We start from the raw sequence: 16,770 nt of genomic DNA on the forward strand, positions 1-16,770 counted from the left end.
TGTCCTCAAGAAGAAATGTCAGCGGCTCGCGTACGGCGCCAGCCTGCCAGTAAACGTTAGATCAAGGCTTTGCCCAGACGAACAAACGTGGGTTTCACCACGCGAACCGGATACCACTTGCCACGTATTTCGACTTCAGCACGATCAGCCGTGGCCATCGGAACACGCGCCAGAGCAATCGATTTGCTAAGCGTAGGAGAGAAACTACCACTGGTTATCTCCCCTTCGCCAACACCAGCGATACGAACGACCTGATGTGCACGTAGGACACCTCGTTCCTCCAGCACCAAACCCACCAGTTTGAGTTGCATGCCCGCCGCTTTTTCAGCCTCCAGCGCTTCACGACCGATGAACCGGCGCGAGGCGGGCTCCCAAGCAATGGTCCAGGCCATGTTGGCGCAAAGTGGCGAGACAGAGAGGTGAATATCTTGCCCATAGAGGTTCATGCCGGCTTCCAGGCGCAAGGTGTCACGCGCCCCTAATCCGATGGGAGAAATACCTGCCCCCACCAAATCGTTGAAAAAACCGGGAGCCTGATCGGCGGGAAGCAGGATTTCCAGGCCGTCCTCACCGGTGTACCCGGTGCGGGCAATAAACCAGTCGCCATTGCTCTGCCCTTCAAAGGGCTTGAGCTGCGCAATAAGTTGACTGCGCGCCTGGCTCACCAGCTCGGCCACTTTATGCCGTGCCTGCGGGCCCTGGATCGCCAACAAGGCAAGTTCGGCGCGCTCTTGCAGTTGCACGTCATAACCTTGGGACTGGGTCGTCATCCAGGCCAAATCCTGTTCACGGGTGGCCGCGTTGACGATCAGGCGGTAACCGGCGTCCATCAGGTAGACGATCATATCGTCGACCACGCCGCCTTTCTCATTGAGCATGGCGCTGTAAAGCGCGCGGCCCGGGGTATTAAGTCGTTCGACGTCGTTGGCCAGCAAGCGCTGTAACCATTCCTTGGCCTGAATCCCAGTGACGTCAATCACGGTCATATGCGAGACATCAAATACGCCGCAGTCCTGGCGCACCTCGTGGTGCTCCTCAACTTGCGAGCCGTAATGCAAAGGCATATCCCAACCGCCAAAATCGACCATCTTCGCGCCAAGGGCGAGATGCAGGTCATACAAAGGCGTACGCTGTCCCATGGGTTCCTCCTTCCGGGCTTGGCGAAGGTGCGGACAGGCGTGCAGAGCGCTTCAAACCACATAACGTAGCTTTCTGACGCTGCGCAGGGAACCTGGCCTGATTGACAGACCGCACCGAATGCCGCGCATTGTAGCCGCATGCCGGGGGGCTGGCACCTAACCGATGCGATGGGCTGAGCGTCTAATCAACCCGATGACCGGCAACAAACCCACCAGGACCAACGTCAGTGCGGGCAGAGAAGCCCGTGCCCACTCGCCTTCACTGGTCATTTCGAAGATGCGAACGGCCAGCGTGTCCCAGCCAAAGGGCCGCATTAGAAGGGTGGCGGGCATTTCCTTAAGCACATCGACAAAGACCAACAGCGCAGCACTCAACGTGCCCGGCAGTAATAACGGCAGATACACTTTGAAAAACAGTCGCGGGCCACTCACCCCCAAACTGCGCGCCGCTTCGGGCAAGGACGGTCGAATACGCGCCAGACTGTTTTCGAGCGGGCCATAGGCCACTGCGATGAATCGCACCAGATACGCCATCAGCAAGGCCGACAGGCTGCCCAGTAGCAGCGGCTTGCCCGCCCCGCCCAACCAGCCAGACAGGGGAATGACCAGTTCGCGGTCCAGGTAACTGAACGCCAACATGATCGAGACGGCCAACACGGAACCCGGCAAGGCGTAGCCCAGATTCGCCAGGCTGACCCCGGCGCGAATGGCCTGCGTGGGCGCCTGACGTCGGGCGAACGCCAAAACCAACGCCACACTCACGGTGATCAACGCCGCCATGCTGCCCAAATACAAGGTGTGCAGGATGAGGCCGGTGTAGCGCTCATCGAGATCAAAGCGCCCGCGCTGCCAGAACCACACCACCAGTTGCAGCATCGGAATCACGAACGCGCAGGCAAACACCAGTGCGCACCAACCGCTGGCCAGCCAGGCCTTGGGACCTTTGAGGGCATACAAGGCCTTGGTGCGCGGGCGCTCATTGCTGGCGCGGTTGGCGCCCCGGGCACGACGCTCGCCGTAAAGCACCAGCATCACCACCAACAACAGCAAACTGGCCAATTGCGCAGCGGTGGACAGGCTAAAAAAGCCATACCAGGTCTTATAAATAGCCGTGGTAAAAGTGTCGAAATTGAACACCGACACCGCGCCGAAATCGGCCAGGGTTTCCATCAGCGCCAGCGCCACACCGGCACCAATCGCCGGCCGTGCCATCGGCAATGCCACTCGCCAGAATGCCTGCCACGGGCTTTGGCCCAGCACCCGTGCGGCTTCCATCAGGCCTTTGCCCTGCGCCAGGAACGCCGTTCGTGCCAGCAAATAGACATACGGGTAAAACACCAGAATCAGCACAATGATCACGCCACCGGTGGAACGCACGCGGGGCAATCGCAGCCCCATGCCAAACCACTCGCGTAGCAGCGTCTGCACCGGCCCGGCGAAATCCAGCAGACCGACGAATACAAACGCCAGCACGTAGGCTGGAATCGCAAACGGCAGCATCAAGGCCCAGTCCAGCCAGCGCCTGCCGGGGAATTCACACAGGCTGGTGAGCCATGCCAGGCTGACCCCGAGCATCGTGACCCCGATACCCACCCCGACGATCAATGTGAGCGTGTTGCCCAACAGCCGCGGCATTTGTGTGTCCCACAAATGGCTCCAGATCTGGGTGTCCACGCTTTGCCAAGACAGCAACAAGACGCTCAAGGGCAGCAGTACCAGAGCGGCAATGGTGAATACCAGCGGGTACCAGCGACGTTGGGCAGGATGGGCCACGAAAAACTCTCGAAAGGTGGGCAAGGCGAGGGATTGTATGTTGCGTAGCTACACGATGTTCGAAGCGTCTTTCAACAGAATCAAAAGCCCCTCACCCTAACCCCCTCCCGGGGGGAGAGGAGACTGACCGCGTGTGGTCTCACGTTCATCACCCTCTCCCCAAGCGAATGAACTGAGCGCATGCAATCTCAAACACACTTCAATCAGCTCCCTCTCCCTCCGGGAGAGGGTTGGGGTGAGGGCTTGCTGCACTTCACACCCATCAATTCCAGCCAGCACGGTCCATCATGCGGATCGCTTCAGCCTGGCGCTTGCCTGCCACTTCAACCGGCAAGGCATCAGCCTTGAACTCACCCCAACTGGCCACTTCGGCAGAAGGCGGCACGCTCGGGTTAGCCGGGAACTCTTGGTTAGTGCCCGCAAAAATCGACTGTGCCTCAGGCGTGGTCATCCATTCAACCAACGCTTTGGCCGCTTCAGGGTGCGGCGCGTATTTGGTCAGGCCAATGCCCGACAGGTTGACGTGAACACCCCGGTCGGCCTGATTGGGCCAAAACAACTTCACCGCCAGATCCGGCTTCTGCTTGTGCAAACGGCCGTAGTAGTACGTGTTAACGATGCCCACGTCGCACTGCCCGGCGTTGATTGCTTCCAACACCGCAATGTCATCCGAGAACACGTCGGTGGACAGGTTGTTGACCCAGCCCTTGAGGATTTCTTCGGTTTTTTCAGGACCGTTCACCTCAATCATGGTGGCGGTCAGCGACTGGTTATACACCTTCTTGGCCGTGCGCAGGCACAGGCGGCCTTCCCAGTTTTTGTCAGCCAATGCCTCGTAGGTCGACAGTTCTTCGGGCTTAACCCGGTCGGTGGAATAGGCGATGGTCCGGGCGCGCAGGCTCAAACCCGTCCATTCGTGGGACGAGGAGCGGTATTGAGGCGGGATGTTTTTGTCGATAACGGGCGAAGTGAACGGTTGCAGGATGCCCATCTGCTCGGCTTGCCACAGGTTGCCGGCATCGACCGTGAGCAGCAGGTCGGCGGTGGCATTTTGGCCCTCAGCCTTGATGCGCTGCATCAGCGGCGCTTCCTTGTCGGTGATGAACTTGACCTTAACCCCGGTTTTGGCGGTGTAGGCGTCAAATACCGGCTTGATCAGCTCATCGATACGCGAGGAGTACACCACCACTTCATCGGCAGCAGAAACACCGCTGGCAAAAACGGTGAGGGCCAGGGCAGTCAGTAGACGCTTGGGTGCCAACATGAGGGGCGGTCTCTCTCAATGCGAATCGGGCGTAAATGGTAGTGAATCACATTTGCCATCTCAACCTAACTCGCCCCGGAGGCGTTACCAGATGTTGCAGAAAGCCTCTGTAGCCGCTGCCGCAGGCTGCGATAAGGACCGCAGGCCCTTCGCTTTTAAAGAACGGGGTCGCTGCGCAACCCATCGCAGCCTGCGGCAGCGGCTACAGACATTTAAGCCTTGGCCAACGGTGGCAGGTCGCCGGTGAGGCCCAGCGCCTGGCGCACGAACAGGGCTTTGGCTTCGGGCATCTGATTCACCCATTTCAAGCCGCTGTTGCGCAGCAGCCGGGTGCTTAACGAGTCGGCCTGAAACAACCGCTGGAAACCTTCCATTGCGGCCATCAGTGCCAGATTGTGAGGCATGCGACGCCGCTCGAAACGGCTCAGCACTTTGACATCCGCCAACCGCTCACCACGATCAACCGCGTGCAAGATCACCTGCGCCAGCACTGCTGCGTCAAGGAAGCCCAGGTTGACGCCCTGCCCGGCCAACGGATGAATGGTGTGGGCCGCATCGCCAATCAGCGCCAGCCCCTCAGCCACGTAGCGTTTGGCATGCCGTTGACGCAGCGGCACGCAAACCCGTGAATCGGCGCTCAATACAGGGCCCAGACGCCCTTCAAACGCCAGCGCCAGTTCACGGCAGAACGCGTCATCCTCCAGTGCCATCAAGTGCTGCGCTTGTTCGGGGGTGGTGGACCACACGATCGAGCACCAGTCTTGCTGGCCGTCACGCTGCAAGGGCAAGAACGCCAGCGGGCCGTGATCGGTGAAGCGTTGCCAGGCGGTCTGCTGATGCGGTTGAGCGCAGCGCACGCTGGCAACAATGGCGTGATGCATGTAGTCCCATTCGCGGGTCTGGCAACCGGTCAGACGTCGCACAGCCGAGTTGGCGCCGTCGGCGGCAATCACTAAGGGCGCACGCAGGGTGCGGCCATCGGCCAGGGTCAGCAGCCAGTCATCGCCAGAGCGGCGCATTTGCTCAAGACGGGCATTGGCCAGTAATTCAATGTCCACGCCCTGCAAACTGTCGAGCAAGGCGTCTTGCACTACGCGGTTTTCGACGATGTGGCCCAGCACCTCGGCATGCACACTGACGGCCGAGAAGTGGATCTGGCCGGTGCCGCTGCCGTCCCACACGTGCATGTGCGAATACGGGCTGACGCGGCGAGCGACAATGCCGTCCCATGCACCAAGGCGTTGCAAAATGCGCTGGCTGGCCGCCGACAAGGCGCTGACCCGAGGCTCGAAGGCGTCGTCACCCCTGAACGGTTTGACGCTCAGCGGCCCGCCGTCGAGCAGCACGATTTTCAAACCGCTGTCTTTGAGCGCCAGCGCCAAGGCGCTTCCGACCATTCCGGCCCCAACAATCAGCACATCTGCGCGCATTTCCATGCTTTAAGCCTGTCTCGTGAGCAGCATTCGCCGCACCTGAATAAAAATGGACCGACACGGGACGTATTCGCCCCGGTCGTCATCAACTGTCTGCGCGAGTGCCCAGCCCCATCGCCTGACGGGCAAACCAGCGCTTGGCCGGTGGTAGCAGATCAAGGCCCAGCAAGCCAAGGTTGCGACCGAACGAAATCAGGGTCTGATCGCTGCCAAACAGGCGTGTTACCTGATCCGAGAAGCCGATGGTCAGTTGCTGATCGAGTGTTTGGCGCTGTTGATAACTCAGCAAAGTGGCGAAGTCGCCGAGTTTTTCATCACTCGCCAACAGCGTCCGGGCCAAGGCGTCCGCGTCCCGCAACGACAAGTTAAAACCCTGCCCGGCAATCGGGTGCAGGCTGTGCGCAGCGTTGCCGAGCACCGCAAGGTGCGGGCGTACTTGCTCTTGCGCCTCGATCAACGTGAGCGGGTACAAATGGCGCGCCCCCACCTGTTTGAGGGTGCCCAGGCGATAGCCAAACACGCCCTGCAACTCGCTGAGGAAGCGGCGTTCATCCAGCGCTGCCAGACGCTCGGCATCCATACCTAGCCGGGTCCAGACCAGCGCACAGCGGTTTTCGGGCAACGGCAGCAATGCCATCGGCCCTTCTTCGGTGAAGCGCTCGAAGGCCATGCCGCCGTGGGCTTGGCTGGGGGTGATGTTGGCGATCAACGCGCTTTGGTCATAAGGGCGCTTGCTGACATGAATGCCCAACTGCTCGCGCAGCCCCGAACGACCGCCGTCGGCCAGTACTGCCAGGTCGCAGTCCAGCGTGGTTTCATCGTTCAAGGTCAGGCGGTAGCCGTCTTCGAGGGGCTGCATGCGGGTCACTTCGGCCGGGCAGCGCCAACTGATCACGTCCGGGTCCAGGCCCTTCCACAAGCACTGGCCCAACCAGGCGTTTTCGACCACATAACCCAGCGCAGGGACACCTTCTTCAAGCGCCGACAACCGTGCGGTGGAGAAACGACCACGGTCAGAAACGTGAATATCCTTGATCGGCTCGGCACGGGGGGCGATGGACTGCCACAGCCCCAGCCGCTCATAAATTTGCCGCGCGCCATAGCTCAGCGCCGACGAGCGGGCGTCGTAGCTCGGCTGGTAGCTGTTGCCGGGGGCAAAAGGCTCGATCAGGACGATCTTCCAGCCCCGCGCCTTGGCCCCGGCTTGCAACGCCAGCGCAAGGCTTGCGCCCACCAGGCCGCCACCAATGATTGCCAGGTTGGTGCGACTCATGCCACGCGCGCCTTTGCCGCCGCCATCAAGGCTTCGATGTCAGCGACGGTTTTGGGCACGTCGCCGGTCAGAATGTCACAGCCATGTTTGGTGACCACTACGTCGTCCTCGATCCGCACACCAATGCCGCGCCATTTTTTGGCGACATTCAGATTGTTCGGGCTGATGTAAATACCGGGCTCAACGGTGAGGGTCATGCCTGCTTCCAGCACGCGCCACTCTCCACCGACCTTGTATTCACCCACGTCATGCACATCCAGCCCCAGCCAATGACCGGCGCGGTGCATGTAAAACGCTTTATAGGCCTCGCTGGCAATCAGCTCATCCACCTCGCCCTGCAACAAGCCCAAATCAACCAGACCTGCTGTAATCACCCGAACCGTGGCCTCGTGCGCCTGGTTCCAGTGCTTATTGGGCGCAATATCGGCAAATGCTGCTTCTTGCGAAGCCAACACCAATTCATAAATTGCTTTTTGTTCCGGCGAAAATTTCCCGCTTACGGGAAACGTTCGGCTAATGTCACTGGCGTAGCAGTCGATCTCACAGCCCGCATCAATCAAGACCAGATCGCCGTCTTTAAGCAGGGCGTCGTTCTGCTGATAGTGAAGAATGCAGCTGTTGTCACCCGACGCGACGATTGAGCCATAGGCCGGCATTTTCGCGCCGCTTTTACGAAACTCGTAATCCAGCTCGGCTTCAAGGCTGTACTCATGCAAGCCTGCACGGCTGGCTTGCATGGCACGGACATGCGCACGGGCCGAAATTTGCGCCGCGTGGCGCATGACTTTGATTTCTGCCGCCGATTTATACAGGCGCATGTCATGCAGCAGATGATCCAGAGCAACGAATTCGTTGGGCGGTTGCGCACCCAGGCTGGCCTTGGAGCGAATGGTGTTGATCCACTCCATCAAGTGGCGGTCGAATTCGGGGTTGCTGCCCATCGCCGAATACACCCGCTCGCGGCCTTCAATCAGGCCCGGCAGGATGTCGTCGATGTCGGTAATCGGGAACGCGTCGTCCGCGCCAAAGTCACGTATGGCGCCTTCTTGCCCTGCGCGCACTCCGTCCCACAGCTCGCGCTCAGGGTTGCGCTCACGGCAAAACAACACGTATTGGCCATGAGCCCGACCCGGGATCAACACAATCACGGCTTCAGGCTCAGGAAAACCGCTCAGGTACTGAAAATTGCTTTCCTGACGGTACACGTGCTCAACATCTCGATTGCGAATCGCCACCGGCGCCGCAGGCAATATCGCGATGCTGTTGGGCTCCATCTGCGCCATGAGCGCCTTGCGGCGACGTGCGTATTCCGATTTCGGGATATGGATCATGGGCAGACGGGTTTCCTCTTGGCGGTCGATCAGTGCAACGAAGGCTTGACTGGAGCAGGCTCAGCCGTTTTTTTGGTTTCGGTGAACAGCAGCAGCGGCGCGACGCGCAAGTATTCCATCACTTCCATATAGTCGCTTTCACCGTCTTCGGACTCTTCCAGGGCATCTTGCACCTGGGCGATGGCGGCCAGGTCTTGCAGCACTTCCTGGCCCTCAACGCTCAAGTCAACGCCCTGAGAGTTAAGGCCGAAGCCGGACAGGAAACCCTGGCACCACTCGCCCAATGCAGCAGCGCGGTCGGTCAGTGATGCGTCATCGCTCGGCAACAGCAGCACGACGGTCATGTCGTCACCGGTCAATTCACCTTTGACCATCTCTTGCAAACCGATCAGGGCATTGCGTACGTTGTCACTGATTTCATTTTCGTGGAACAGCTCTTTGGCATCGGCCAACCAGCTGTCGGCATCGAAGCCTGCGCCGGCACAACTGCGCCCCAGCAACAGGCCGTGCAGTTCAGCAGGCGAAACGTTATGGCCGTTGTTGGTCAGCAGGGCGGCAAAGGCGTGATACGGGGAGTTCTGAATAGGCATGGTCAGCTAGGCGCCAAGCGGCGCTATGTCTAGAATGGAGGGCTTGTATCCTAGCATCGGCAGGCGAGCCAGACCATCGAGGCGTCAAAGCGCCTGATGGTGACCATCCATCAGAAAATACACAGTAGGACACAATGGAAGACACCGACCTGCATGAACTGATGGCTAGACTCGAACGCCTGATTGGCCGGGTCGAGCAACTTAAAAGTCAAAACGGACTCTTACTAGCTCAAGAAAAGACTTGGCGCGAGGAACGCGCGCACCTCATTGAAAAAAACGAAATCGCCCGACACAAGGTGGAATCGATGATTTCGCGCCTCAAAGCCCTGGAGCAAGACTCATGAGTTCAAGCAATAGCGTCACTGTGCACATCCTCGATAAAGAGTATTCGATCATGTGCCCCCAGGAAGAGCGCACCAACCTGGTGAGCGCGGCCCGTTATCTGGACGGCAAGATGCGCGAAATTCGCAGCAGCGGCAAAGTGATTGGTGCCGATCGTATCGCCGTGATGGCCGCCCTCAATATCACCCACGACCTGCTGCACAAGCAGGAGATCGCCGAAGTTCAGACCAGCAGCTCCACCCGCGAACAGGTGCGCGACCTGCTTGACCGGGTCGATCTGGTGCTTGCCACTGATCCGAACGAACGTCAGAGCTGATTCAAAAGGTTTCTTTGGGGTATACTCGCGCCACTCCCTGGAGTATTCGCCAGTTAGCGATGTCCCTGAGCCGATTCGCACTACCCTGGAGCTTGCACGTTGGACCGGTGTGCATGTCCGCTCGACGGAAAGCCTTAAGGTCTACTGCAACTTCCACCTTGAACTTTCGGGTTCAAGGGCCAAGCCGACAGCGGTACGTCGGGGAGCCTGATTTCTTAGCGCAATGCCAGCTTTGTGCTGGCATTGGCTTTAACGAGTTGACCGTCCGGTGACTCGACCTTGAACAGCACGCCACCATGACCGAACCTGCGCCGCCTACCCGCCCGCAACTTCGCCGACTGTTGCGCAATGCCCGCCGCGAACTTTCGCCCTGCGCGCAACGCCTGGCAGCCCGTGGCCTGTATCGACAACTGGCACAGCATCCGCTGTTTCGCCGCGCCAAACACATCGCACTCTACCTGCCCACTGACGGTGAAATCGATCCGCGCGTGTTGCTGCGCGAAGCACAGCGCCGGGGCAAGGCCGTGTACCTGCCCGTGCTCAGTGCCTGGCCGAAGACCAAAATGGTGTTTCAGCGCATCGCACCCGACGAAACATTGATCCCCAACCGCTTTCGTATCCTCGAACCGCGTATTCACCGCGCACGTCAACGCAAGGTCTGGGCGCTCGACCTGGTGTTGTTGCCATTGGTGGGGTTTGATGCAACAGGCGGACGACTGGGCATGGGCGGCGGCTTTTATGACCGCAGCCTGGCGTATCTGACACGGCGCCAATACTGGCGCAAGCCAACGTTACTGGGCCTGGCCCACGAATGCCAAAAGGTCGATAGCCTGATGCAAGCCAGTTGGGATGTGCCGCTACAAGGCACCGTCTCGGACAAACAGTGGTACGTCGCCCACCTACCGCCAGGGCATCACGACCGGCGCGATGCCTGAACACTGTTTTTAACACACGAACATTTAGCGCTTAAAAGGTGGGACTTGCTGTTGAGCCAGTTCAATCGGCGCATCGGTCGAGTTGGACCAAAGACTTTGCGCATACCCCGTTGTAACCACGCCCAAACCGAACAAAAAAGCCAATACCCACAGTACATCCGGTTTGCGTTTCATCGATTGCCCCCCTTCAGGCAAATCAACACGATGACAGCAACGGTTTTTGTTATAGGCCGTGCAGCAGCGTCAAGCTTAAAATCCCGGCATTCTGCGACAACCTGTTAAGACACGCAAACGATGACGTCAACCGGCTGTCGGTTTAACAAAATGTTTCAAGAAAAACTTTCACACCGTATTTCAGGAGAAGAAAAATGGCCTATTGGCTGATGAAGTCCGAGCCTGACGAGTTCTCTATCACAGATTTACAGCGCAGGGGCGAAGCGCGCTGGGACGGCGTGCGCAACTATCAGGCGCGCAACTTCATGCGGGCGATGGCGGTGGGCGATCTGTTCTTCTTCTATCACTCCAGTTGCCCCCAACCGGGCATTGCCGGCATCGGGCGCATCATTGAAGCGGCTTATCCTGACCCCACGGCACTCGACCCGCAAAGCCATTACTTCGACCCCAAGGCCAGCGCCGAGAAAAACCCGTGGAGCGCATTGCAGGTAGCGCACGAGCAAACGTTTGCCAAGGTGATCAAACTCGACTACCTGAAGCAACAAACCGCACTGGCTGAAATGCCGCTGGTACAAAAAGGCAGCCGTCTTTCCGTGATGCCCATAACCGATGAGCAGTGGGCGGTGGTGATGGGGTTGTTGTAATACCCCAACGTATGGCCGCTGACGGTGGCTGTGAAAGTGACGGGCTGCGGTCCCCTTCGCCGCCTTGGGCTGCGACCTCAGGATTTACCGGGCAACATCCGATATAAGCGTCTACCCTTTGCCCTTCCTTTGACTGGCATCAAACCGCCAAGGCAGTGAGACCGTCAAACTAGAGCGCTCTGTGACACAGGATGTCGGCATGTCGAAGAATCACCGTATTTCCCATTATTTCGTTATTCCTTTGGCAATCCTGCTGATGGCAGCAGGTGGGTTCGGTTACTGGAAATCCCAGCATGACCGTCTCCCTGAAGGCATCAGCATGGGCAACGGCCGACTAGAGTCCACAGAAGTACAAATTGCCGCCAAAATCCCGGGGCGCCTCGCCGATGTACTCGTGGACGAAGGCGACCGTGTGACCAAAGGCCAACTGCTGGCCCGCATGGACACCCGCACCCTTGAAGCATCACGCAACCAGGCGGAAGCCGAAGTGTTGCGCGCCCGCCAAACCCTGGCGGCCAATGAAGCTAACGTGCAGTTGCGCCAAAGCGAAAAACTGCTCGCCAGCCAAGAACTCAAACGCTTCCGCCAACTGGCTCAGCGCGGATTTGCCAGCGGCCAACTGCTGGATCAGCAACAAGCGCGCTTTGACACCAGCAACGCCGCCGTGGTCGCCGCGCAAGCCCAAGTCGCCGCAGCCAGGGCTGCTATCCACGCCAACGAAGCACAAGTGGCGCAATTCACCAGCGAAATAGATGACAGCAGCCTGCGTGCGCCCATCGACGGCGTGATTCAACTGCGCCTTGCCGAGCCCGGCGAAGTGCTGGGCGCAGGCGGACGCGTATTTATGATGATCGACCCCAGCGACCAGTACATGAACCTGTACCTGCCCGCCTCGGTGGTCGGCAAACTGACAGTCGGCGCCCAGGCGCGGATCGTGCTCGATGCCCTGCCCGGTCAGGCACTGCCTGCCAAAATCAGCTTCGTCGCGGCCAAGTCACAGTTCACCCCCAAAGAGGTCGAAACTCGCGACGAGCGTCAAAAACTGGTGTTCCGCGTCAAATTGCGCCTCACCGACCCCAGCGCCGTGCCGCAAGCCAAACCGGGCATGCCGGGCGCCGGGTATGTGCGAACCGCCGACGTGGACTGGCCGGCTAATCTGCAATGAGCGACCTGGCGCTGAACGCCAGTGGCATCAGCCACCGGTATGGCAAGCAGCAGGCACTGCGCGATATCACGTTCAGCCTACCCAAAGGCACGCGTTGCGGGCTGATTGGTCCGGATGGCGCAGGAAAATCCAGCTTGCTGGGCCTGATTGCAGGGGTCAAAAAACTGCAACACGGCGCCCTTGAGGTGCTCGGCGGCCCGATTGACGACCGCCACCACCGCAACACGCTCTACCCGCTGATTGCATTTATGCCCCAGGGCTTGGGCGGCAACCTGTACCCGGAGTTGTCGATCAGCGAAAACATCCGTTTTTTCGGCACCCTGTTCGGCCTGTCCAAAGACGACTGCGAACAGCGCATGGCCAACCTGCTCAAGGCCACTGACCTCGAACGTTTTGCCGAACGCCCGGCCGGTAAGCTGTCAGGCGGGATGAAGCAAAAACTGGGGTTGTGCTGCGCGCTGATTCACGAACCCGACTTGCTGATCCTCGACGAACCCACCACGGGCGTCGACCCGCTGTCACGCCGACGTTTTTGGGAGTTGGTCGACGATGTTCGCAGCCAGCGCCCTCAACTGACCTTGCTGGTAGCCACCGCCTACATGGAGGAGGCCGAGCAGTTCGAGCACTGCTTGATGCTCGATCGCGGCACATTGATTGCGTCCGGGCTGACCCCCGCACTGGCAGGGGTTACCGCCACTGGCAAACTCGACGCTGCGTTCACGCACTATCAGGGTGATACGGGCCACAGCAATGAGCCGCTGGTCATTGCGCCGCGCACTCACGGCAACAATGACATCGCCATTGAAGCCCATGACCTGACCCTCAAATTTGGCGATTTCACGGCCGTAAACAAGGTTAGCTTTGCCATCGGCCGGGGGGAGATTTTCGGTTTTCTCGGCTCCAACGGCTGTGGCAAAACCACCACCATGAAAGTCCTGACCGGGCTGATGCCCGCCACCGAAGGCAGCGCCAAGTTGCTCGGTAACCCGGTGGACGCCAAAGATTTAGCCACCCGCAAACGCGTGGGTTTCATGTCGCAAAGCTTCTCGCTGTACGGCGAGTTGAGCGTGCGCCAAAACCTGGTGCTGCACGCACAGTTATTCGACTTGCCCAAGGTAGACAGCCGCGCGCGCATCGAGGAACTGATCACGCGTTTCGACCTTGCAGAAATTGCCGATCAGCAGTCCGGCGAATTACCACTGGGCCTGCGCCAGCGTTTATCGCTGGCGGTCGCGGTGCTGCATCGCCCCGAGGTGTTGATTCTTGATGAGCCGACTTCCGGCGTCGACCCGGCAGCGCGTGATGATTTCTGGCGGTTGCTGATTGAACTGTCGCGGGATCAGGGCGTGACGATTTTTTTGTCCACCCACTTCATGAACGAAGCCCAGCGCTGCGACCGCATTTCGTTGATGCACGCCGGCAAAGTGTTGGCATGCGACACCCCCGATGCGCTGCAACAACAGTTCAAGGGCGAGACGCTGGAAGCCGCGTTCGTCACCTGCCTGGAGCAGGCCCAAAACGAACAAGGCGCCAGCGAGCAGCCCACCGCCGAGTCAGTCCAACGCCCGGCCATTAACGCGCCACCACCGCCGAGCAAAAGCGGGTTCAGCCTGTCGCGTTTGATTGCCGTGGCCAGCCGCGAGTCCAAAGAGCTGTTGCGCGACAAAGTGCGCATGGCCTTCGCCTTGTTGGGCGCGGTGTTCATGATGGTGATCTTCGGATACGGCATTTCGCTGGACGTGGAAAACCTCGCGTTCGCCGTGTATGACCAGGACCAAAGCCCGCAAAGCCGCGCTTACCTCGAAGCCTTCCGCAGTTCGCGCTACTTCGAAGAGCATGCGCCGATCCAAAGCACTGACGAACTGCATAAACGCCTGCAACGCTCGGAGATAAAAATTGCGTTGGAAATCCCCCCCGGATTTGGCCGCGACCTGTACGCCGGACGCCAGCCCACGGTGGCGGCATGGCTGGATGGCGGCATGCCGTTTCGCGCTGAAACCAGCCGCAACTATGTCGAAGCCGTGCACACGGCCAACCTGGAGCAACTGGCCGCCCTCAGCAGCTTGAGGCAAAACAAACAGGCTGGCGCCAAACTCGAAACCCGTTTTCGCTACAACCAGGATGTGGTCAGCGTCAACGCCATTGGCCCTGGTGTAATGGCGCTGATCCTGGCATTTATTCCGGCCATGCTCACGGCGCTGGGCATCGTGCGCGAAAAAGAACTGGGTTCCATCACCAACTTTTACGCCACACCACTGACCCGGCTAGAGTTCTTACTGGGCAAACAGGCGCCGTATCTGGCAGTGAGCCTGGTCAACCTGGCGTTGTTGGTGGCCATGAACCGCTGGCTGTTTGGTGTGCCCTTTAAAGGCAGCGGCTTGACGCTGGCGCTCGGCGGGCTGCTATACGTGCTGGCGACAACCAGCATGGGCTTGTTGATTTCTGCCTTCACCCGCACCCAAATCGCGGCCATTTTAGGCACGATGATCATCACCAGCCTGCCAACGATTCAGTTCTCGGGCCTGATTGTGCCGCGCTCCTCGCTGGACGGTTCGGCCGCACTGATGGGCATGCTGTTCCCGGCCGGGCATTTTCTGGACATCGCCGTCGGCACCTTCACCAAGGCTTTGGACGTGCGCCAACTGTGGCCGCAATGCCTGGCGCTGCTGGGGTTCTTCGCGGCCTTTACCGGTTTGAGTTTGATCATGCTCAAGAAGCAGGAGGTGTGATGCACAAGCTCTCGCATATCCTGCGCCTTGGCCTTAAAGAACTCACCAGCCTGCGGCACGACAGCGTGTTGCTGCTGTTTTTGCTCTATGCCTTCACCGTTGCGATTTACATGCCTGCGGCGGGTTCGATCATTGGCGTGCACAACGCCAGCGTCGCGATTGTCGATGAAGACCACAGCGCCCTGTCACGCAAACTCAGCGAATCATTGCTGCCACCCGAATTCAAACCCCCACAGGCTCTGCCCTACGATCAACTGGATGCGTCGATGGACGGTGGCCAATACACCTTCGTGATCAACGTGCCCGCCAACTTTCAGGCTGACCTGTTAGCCGGGCGTGAGCCGGGTGTACAGGTCAACGTGGATGCAACGGCCATGAGCCAGGCGTTCATGGGCGCTGGGTATATCGGGCGGATCTTCCAGCGCGAATTGCTCGACTACACCGGGCAGGCCAATGCGGCCGCCAACACCCCGGCATTGATCAGCGCGCGGGCACTGTTCAACCCCAACCTGGAGGGCGGCTGGTTTTTGGCAGTGATTCAGATCGTCAACAACATCACCATTCTGGCGATTGTGTTGACCGGTACGGCGCTGCTGCGCGAGCGCGAACACGGCACCCTCGACCATTTGCTGGTGCTGCCGCTCACGGCGCTGGAAATCATGCTGGCCAAGATCTGGAGCAACATGCTGGTGGTGGTGCTCTGCACCTGGGTGTCGCTGGAAGTGATCGTCAAATGGGCGCTGGGCGTACCGCTGGCGGGGTCTTTGGCTTTGTTTCTGGGCGTGACGGCGCTTTACCTGTTTGCCAGCACCGCGCTGGGGATATTTCTTGCGACACTGGCCCGTTCAACGCCCCAGTTCGGACTGTTGGCGATCCCGGTAATCATCCCCATGCTTTTGCTCTCGGGCGGCAGTACGCCGCTGGACAGCATGCCTGAGTGGCTGCAATGGGTGATGCAGTGTTCGCCGTCGACTCACTTTGTGAGCTTGAGCGCAGCGATTCTGTTTCGCGGTGCCGGCATCGAGGTGGTGTGGCCAGACGTGTTGGCACTGACGGCAATCGGGCTGTTGTTCTTCGCCATCGCGCTCAGCCGGTTTCGCAAAAGCCTGGCCTCATAACGCAACACCTGTAGGCACCGGGCTTGCTCGCGGCCCGTTCAGTGCCTACAGAGCGTGCGTTTACTGAACAATCAAATTGTTGAACAGCAAATCATCGATCTGCGGCTTGCCGGTTTCATCCGTCATCACCTGCTGGATCTGCTTCAGGGCCTCCTGACGCAGTTTTTCCTTATTCTCGACATTGCCCAGGGTTTCGCTGGTCTGCTGGGTGAACAAACCCACCAACTGATTGCGGATCAGCGCATCGTTGGCCTTGACCAGTTTGGCGGCTTCATCGCCCGTCACGCGCAGGGCAATATCCGCCTTGTACACCTTGAGTTTCGGGCTGCCATCCAGACCGTAATTACCCACAAATGGCGGGCTCAGGCTGATGTAGCTGACCTTGGTGTCACCCTCTTTGGCTTCTTCGGCGACTGCTGCCATCGGCAAGGACAGGGCCAGCATCAACATGATCCACGCTTTCACAATTCGCTCCTTTGTACGGTTTGCGGGCAAGCATACGGGGCTGCTTACGGGCCTATCCACTGTTATCGGCCAGTGTTTA

The 16,770-nt window shown here is 59.3% G+C and carries 16 protein-coding genes and 1 other RNA gene; 8 read left to right on the forward strand and 9 right to left on the reverse strand.

Features of this window, described 5'->3' with window-relative positions:
• Window positions 1-56: 56 nt before the first annotated feature.
• From gcvT to GYN01_RS15750, 7 genes are all read right to left on the reverse strand, one after another.
• Entirely contained in the window at window positions 57-1,139 is a 1,083-nt protein-coding gene (gene gcvT / locus GYN01_RS15720; protein ID WP_203307416.1) for a glycine cleavage system aminomethyltransferase GcvT, read from the reverse strand.
• Window positions 1,140-1,295: 156 nt separating this feature from the next.
• Complete coding sequence (locus tag GYN01_RS15725; protein WP_203307417.1) at window positions 1,296-2,912, reverse strand: ABC transporter permease subunit; 1,617 nt, start codon at window positions 2,910-2,912, stop codon at window positions 1,296-1,298.
• A 262-nt stretch (window positions 2,913-3,174) separates the two neighbouring features.
• Window positions 3,175-4,176, reverse strand: coding sequence for an extracellular solute-binding protein (locus GYN01_RS15730; protein ID WP_048400752.1), 1,002 nt, complete (start codon window positions 4,174-4,176; stop codon window positions 3,175-3,177).
• 212 nt (window positions 4,177-4,388) lie between these two features.
• Window positions 4,389-5,606: a 2-octaprenyl-3-methyl-6-methoxy-1,4-benzoquinol hydroxylase gene (locus GYN01_RS15735; RefSeq protein WP_203307447.1), complete on the reverse strand. Its 1,218-nt coding sequence runs from the start codon at window positions 5,604-5,606 to the stop codon at window positions 4,389-4,391.
• Between the two features lie 88 nt (window positions 5,607-5,694).
• Window positions 5,695-6,882 carry a 2-octaprenyl-6-methoxyphenyl hydroxylase gene (ubiH, locus tag GYN01_RS15740; protein WP_048364687.1) on the reverse strand — a complete coding sequence of 396 codons (1,188 nt, stop codon included), beginning with the start codon at window positions 6,880-6,882 and terminating at the stop codon, window positions 5,695-5,697.
• Entirely contained in the window at window positions 6,879-8,213 is a 1,335-nt protein-coding gene (gene pepP / locus GYN01_RS15745; protein ID WP_203307418.1) for a Xaa-Pro aminopeptidase, read from the reverse strand. Before pepP ends, ubiH begins: the two co-directional genes overlap by 4 nt.
• A gap of 29 nt (window positions 8,214-8,242) precedes the next feature.
• On the reverse strand, window positions 8,243-8,803 hold the full coding sequence (locus GYN01_RS15750; protein ID WP_048364689.1) for a YecA/YgfB family protein: 561 nt from the start codon (window positions 8,801-8,803) through the stop codon (window positions 8,243-8,245).
• A 134-nt stretch (window positions 8,804-8,937) separates the two neighbouring features.
• On the opposite strand from GYN01_RS15750, the gene GYN01_RS15755 reads away from it, so the two are divergent.
• The 4 genes from GYN01_RS15755 to GYN01_RS15770 all read left to right on the forward strand — a co-directional run bounded on the left by GYN01_RS15755 (window position 8,938) and on the right by GYN01_RS15770 (window position 10,396).
• Complete coding sequence (locus GYN01_RS15755; RefSeq protein ID WP_048364690.1) at window positions 8,938-9,147, forward strand: TIGR02449 family protein; 210 nt, start codon at window positions 8,938-8,940, stop codon at window positions 9,145-9,147.
• Window positions 9,144-9,461 (forward strand): cell division protein ZapA, encoded by a 318-nt coding sequence (locus tag GYN01_RS15760; protein ID WP_048364691.1) that lies wholly within the window; start codon window positions 9,144-9,146, stop codon window positions 9,459-9,461. The genes GYN01_RS15755 and GYN01_RS15760 overlap by 4 nt, the downstream gene beginning before the upstream one ends.
• A gap of 31 nt (window positions 9,462-9,492) precedes the next feature.
• Window positions 9,493-9,670: non-coding RNA, 6S RNA (gene ssrS, locus GYN01_RS15765), on the forward strand.
• Window positions 9,671-9,757: 87 nt separating this feature from the next.
• The gene (locus GYN01_RS15770) at window positions 9,758-10,396 is read left to right on the forward strand and encodes a 5-formyltetrahydrofolate cyclo-ligase (protein ID WP_048400760.1); all 639 of its coding nucleotides are present in this window, start codon (window positions 9,758-9,760) and stop codon (window positions 10,394-10,396) included.
• A 24-nt stretch (window positions 10,397-10,420) separates the two neighbouring features.
• On the opposite strand, the gene GYN01_RS15775 is transcribed toward GYN01_RS15770, so the two are convergent.
• Window positions 10,421-10,570, reverse strand: a complete 150-nt coding sequence (locus GYN01_RS15775; protein ID WP_087148757.1) for a hypothetical protein — start codon at window positions 10,568-10,570, stop codon at window positions 10,421-10,423.
• Window positions 10,571-10,764: 194 nt separating this feature from the next.
• Between GYN01_RS15775 and GYN01_RS15780 the strand changes: the two genes are divergently transcribed.
• From GYN01_RS15780 to GYN01_RS15795, 4 genes are all read left to right on the forward strand, one after another.
• Window positions 10,765-11,214 (forward strand): EVE domain-containing protein, encoded by a 450-nt coding sequence (locus tag GYN01_RS15780; RefSeq protein WP_203307419.1) that lies wholly within the window; start codon window positions 10,765-10,767, stop codon window positions 11,212-11,214.
• A 199-nt stretch (window positions 11,215-11,413) separates the two neighbouring features.
• Window positions 11,414-12,379 carry an HlyD family secretion protein gene (locus tag GYN01_RS15785; RefSeq protein WP_203307420.1) on the forward strand — a complete coding sequence of 322 codons (966 nt, stop codon included), beginning with the start codon at window positions 11,414-11,416 and terminating at the stop codon, window positions 12,377-12,379.
• On the forward strand, window positions 12,376-15,108 hold the full coding sequence (rbbA, locus tag GYN01_RS15790) for a ribosome-associated ATPase/putative transporter RbbA (RefSeq protein WP_203307421.1): 2,733 nt from the start codon (window positions 12,376-12,378) through the stop codon (window positions 15,106-15,108). The genes GYN01_RS15785 and rbbA overlap by 4 nt, the downstream gene beginning before the upstream one ends.
• Window positions 15,108-16,226, forward strand: a complete 1,119-nt coding sequence (locus tag GYN01_RS15795; RefSeq protein WP_203307422.1) for an ABC transporter permease — start codon at window positions 15,108-15,110, stop codon at window positions 16,224-16,226. Before rbbA ends, GYN01_RS15795 begins: the two co-directional genes overlap by 1 nt.
• Before the next feature lie 60 nt (window positions 16,227-16,286).
• Here GYN01_RS15795 and GYN01_RS15800 read toward each other — a convergent pair whose 3' ends face one another.
• A complete protein-coding gene (locus tag GYN01_RS15800; RefSeq protein ID WP_048364697.1) occupies window positions 16,287-16,691 on the reverse strand; it encodes a flagellar basal body-associated protein FliL in 405 nt (134 codons plus the stop codon).
• Between the last annotated feature and the right edge of the window lie 79 nt (window positions 16,692-16,770).

Source organism: Pseudomonas weihenstephanensis, assembly GCF_016812185.1.
Taxonomy (GTDB): Bacteria; Pseudomonadota; Gammaproteobacteria; order Pseudomonadales; family Pseudomonadaceae; genus Aquipseudomonas; species Aquipseudomonas weihenstephanensis.

What these genes read in the sequence shown, in the direction of transcription:
- gcvT (WP_203307416.1), bottom strand. Translation starts at nt 1,139, where the DNA reads ATGGGACAGCGTACGCCTTTGTATGACCTGCATCTCGCCCTTGGCGCG.
- GYN01_RS15730 (WP_048400752.1), bottom strand. Translation starts at nt 4,176, where the DNA reads ATGTTGGCACCCAAGCGTCTACTGACTGCCCTGGCCCTCACCGTTTTT.
- GYN01_RS15735 (WP_203307447.1), bottom strand. Translation starts at nt 5,606, where the DNA reads ATGCGCGCAGATGTGCTGATTGTTGGGGCCGGAATGGTCGGAAGCGCC.
- ubiH (WP_048364687.1), bottom strand. Translation starts at nt 6,882, where the DNA reads ATGAGTCGCACCAACCTGGCAATCATTGGTGGCGGCCTGGTGGGCGCA.
- pepP (WP_203307418.1), bottom strand. Translation starts at nt 8,213, where the DNA reads ATGATCCATATCCCGAAATCGGAATACGCACGTCGCCGCAAGGCGCTC.
- GYN01_RS15750 (WP_048364689.1), bottom strand. Translation starts at nt 8,803, where the DNA reads ATGCCTATTCAGAACTCCCCGTATCACGCCTTTGCCGCCCTGCTGACC.
- GYN01_RS15755 (WP_048364690.1), top strand. Translation starts at nt 8,938, where the DNA reads ATGGAAGACACCGACCTGCATGAACTGATGGCTAGACTCGAACGCCTG.
- GYN01_RS15760 (WP_048364691.1), top strand. Translation starts at nt 9,144, where the DNA reads ATGAGTTCAAGCAATAGCGTCACTGTGCACATCCTCGATAAAGAGTAT.
- GYN01_RS15770 (WP_048400760.1), top strand. Translation starts at nt 9,758, where the DNA reads ATGACCGAACCTGCGCCGCCTACCCGCCCGCAACTTCGCCGACTGTTG.
- GYN01_RS15775 (WP_087148757.1), bottom strand. Translation starts at nt 10,570, where the DNA reads ATGAAACGCAAACCGGATGTACTGTGGGTATTGGCTTTTTTGTTCGGT.
- GYN01_RS15780 (WP_203307419.1), top strand. Translation starts at nt 10,765, where the DNA reads ATGGCCTATTGGCTGATGAAGTCCGAGCCTGACGAGTTCTCTATCACA.
- GYN01_RS15785 (WP_203307420.1), top strand. Translation starts at nt 11,414, where the DNA reads ATGTCGAAGAATCACCGTATTTCCCATTATTTCGTTATTCCTTTGGCA.
- rbbA (WP_203307421.1), top strand. Translation starts at nt 12,376, where the DNA reads ATGAGCGACCTGGCGCTGAACGCCAGTGGCATCAGCCACCGGTATGGC.
- GYN01_RS15795 (WP_203307422.1), top strand. Translation starts at nt 15,108, where the DNA reads ATGCACAAGCTCTCGCATATCCTGCGCCTTGGCCTTAAAGAACTCACC.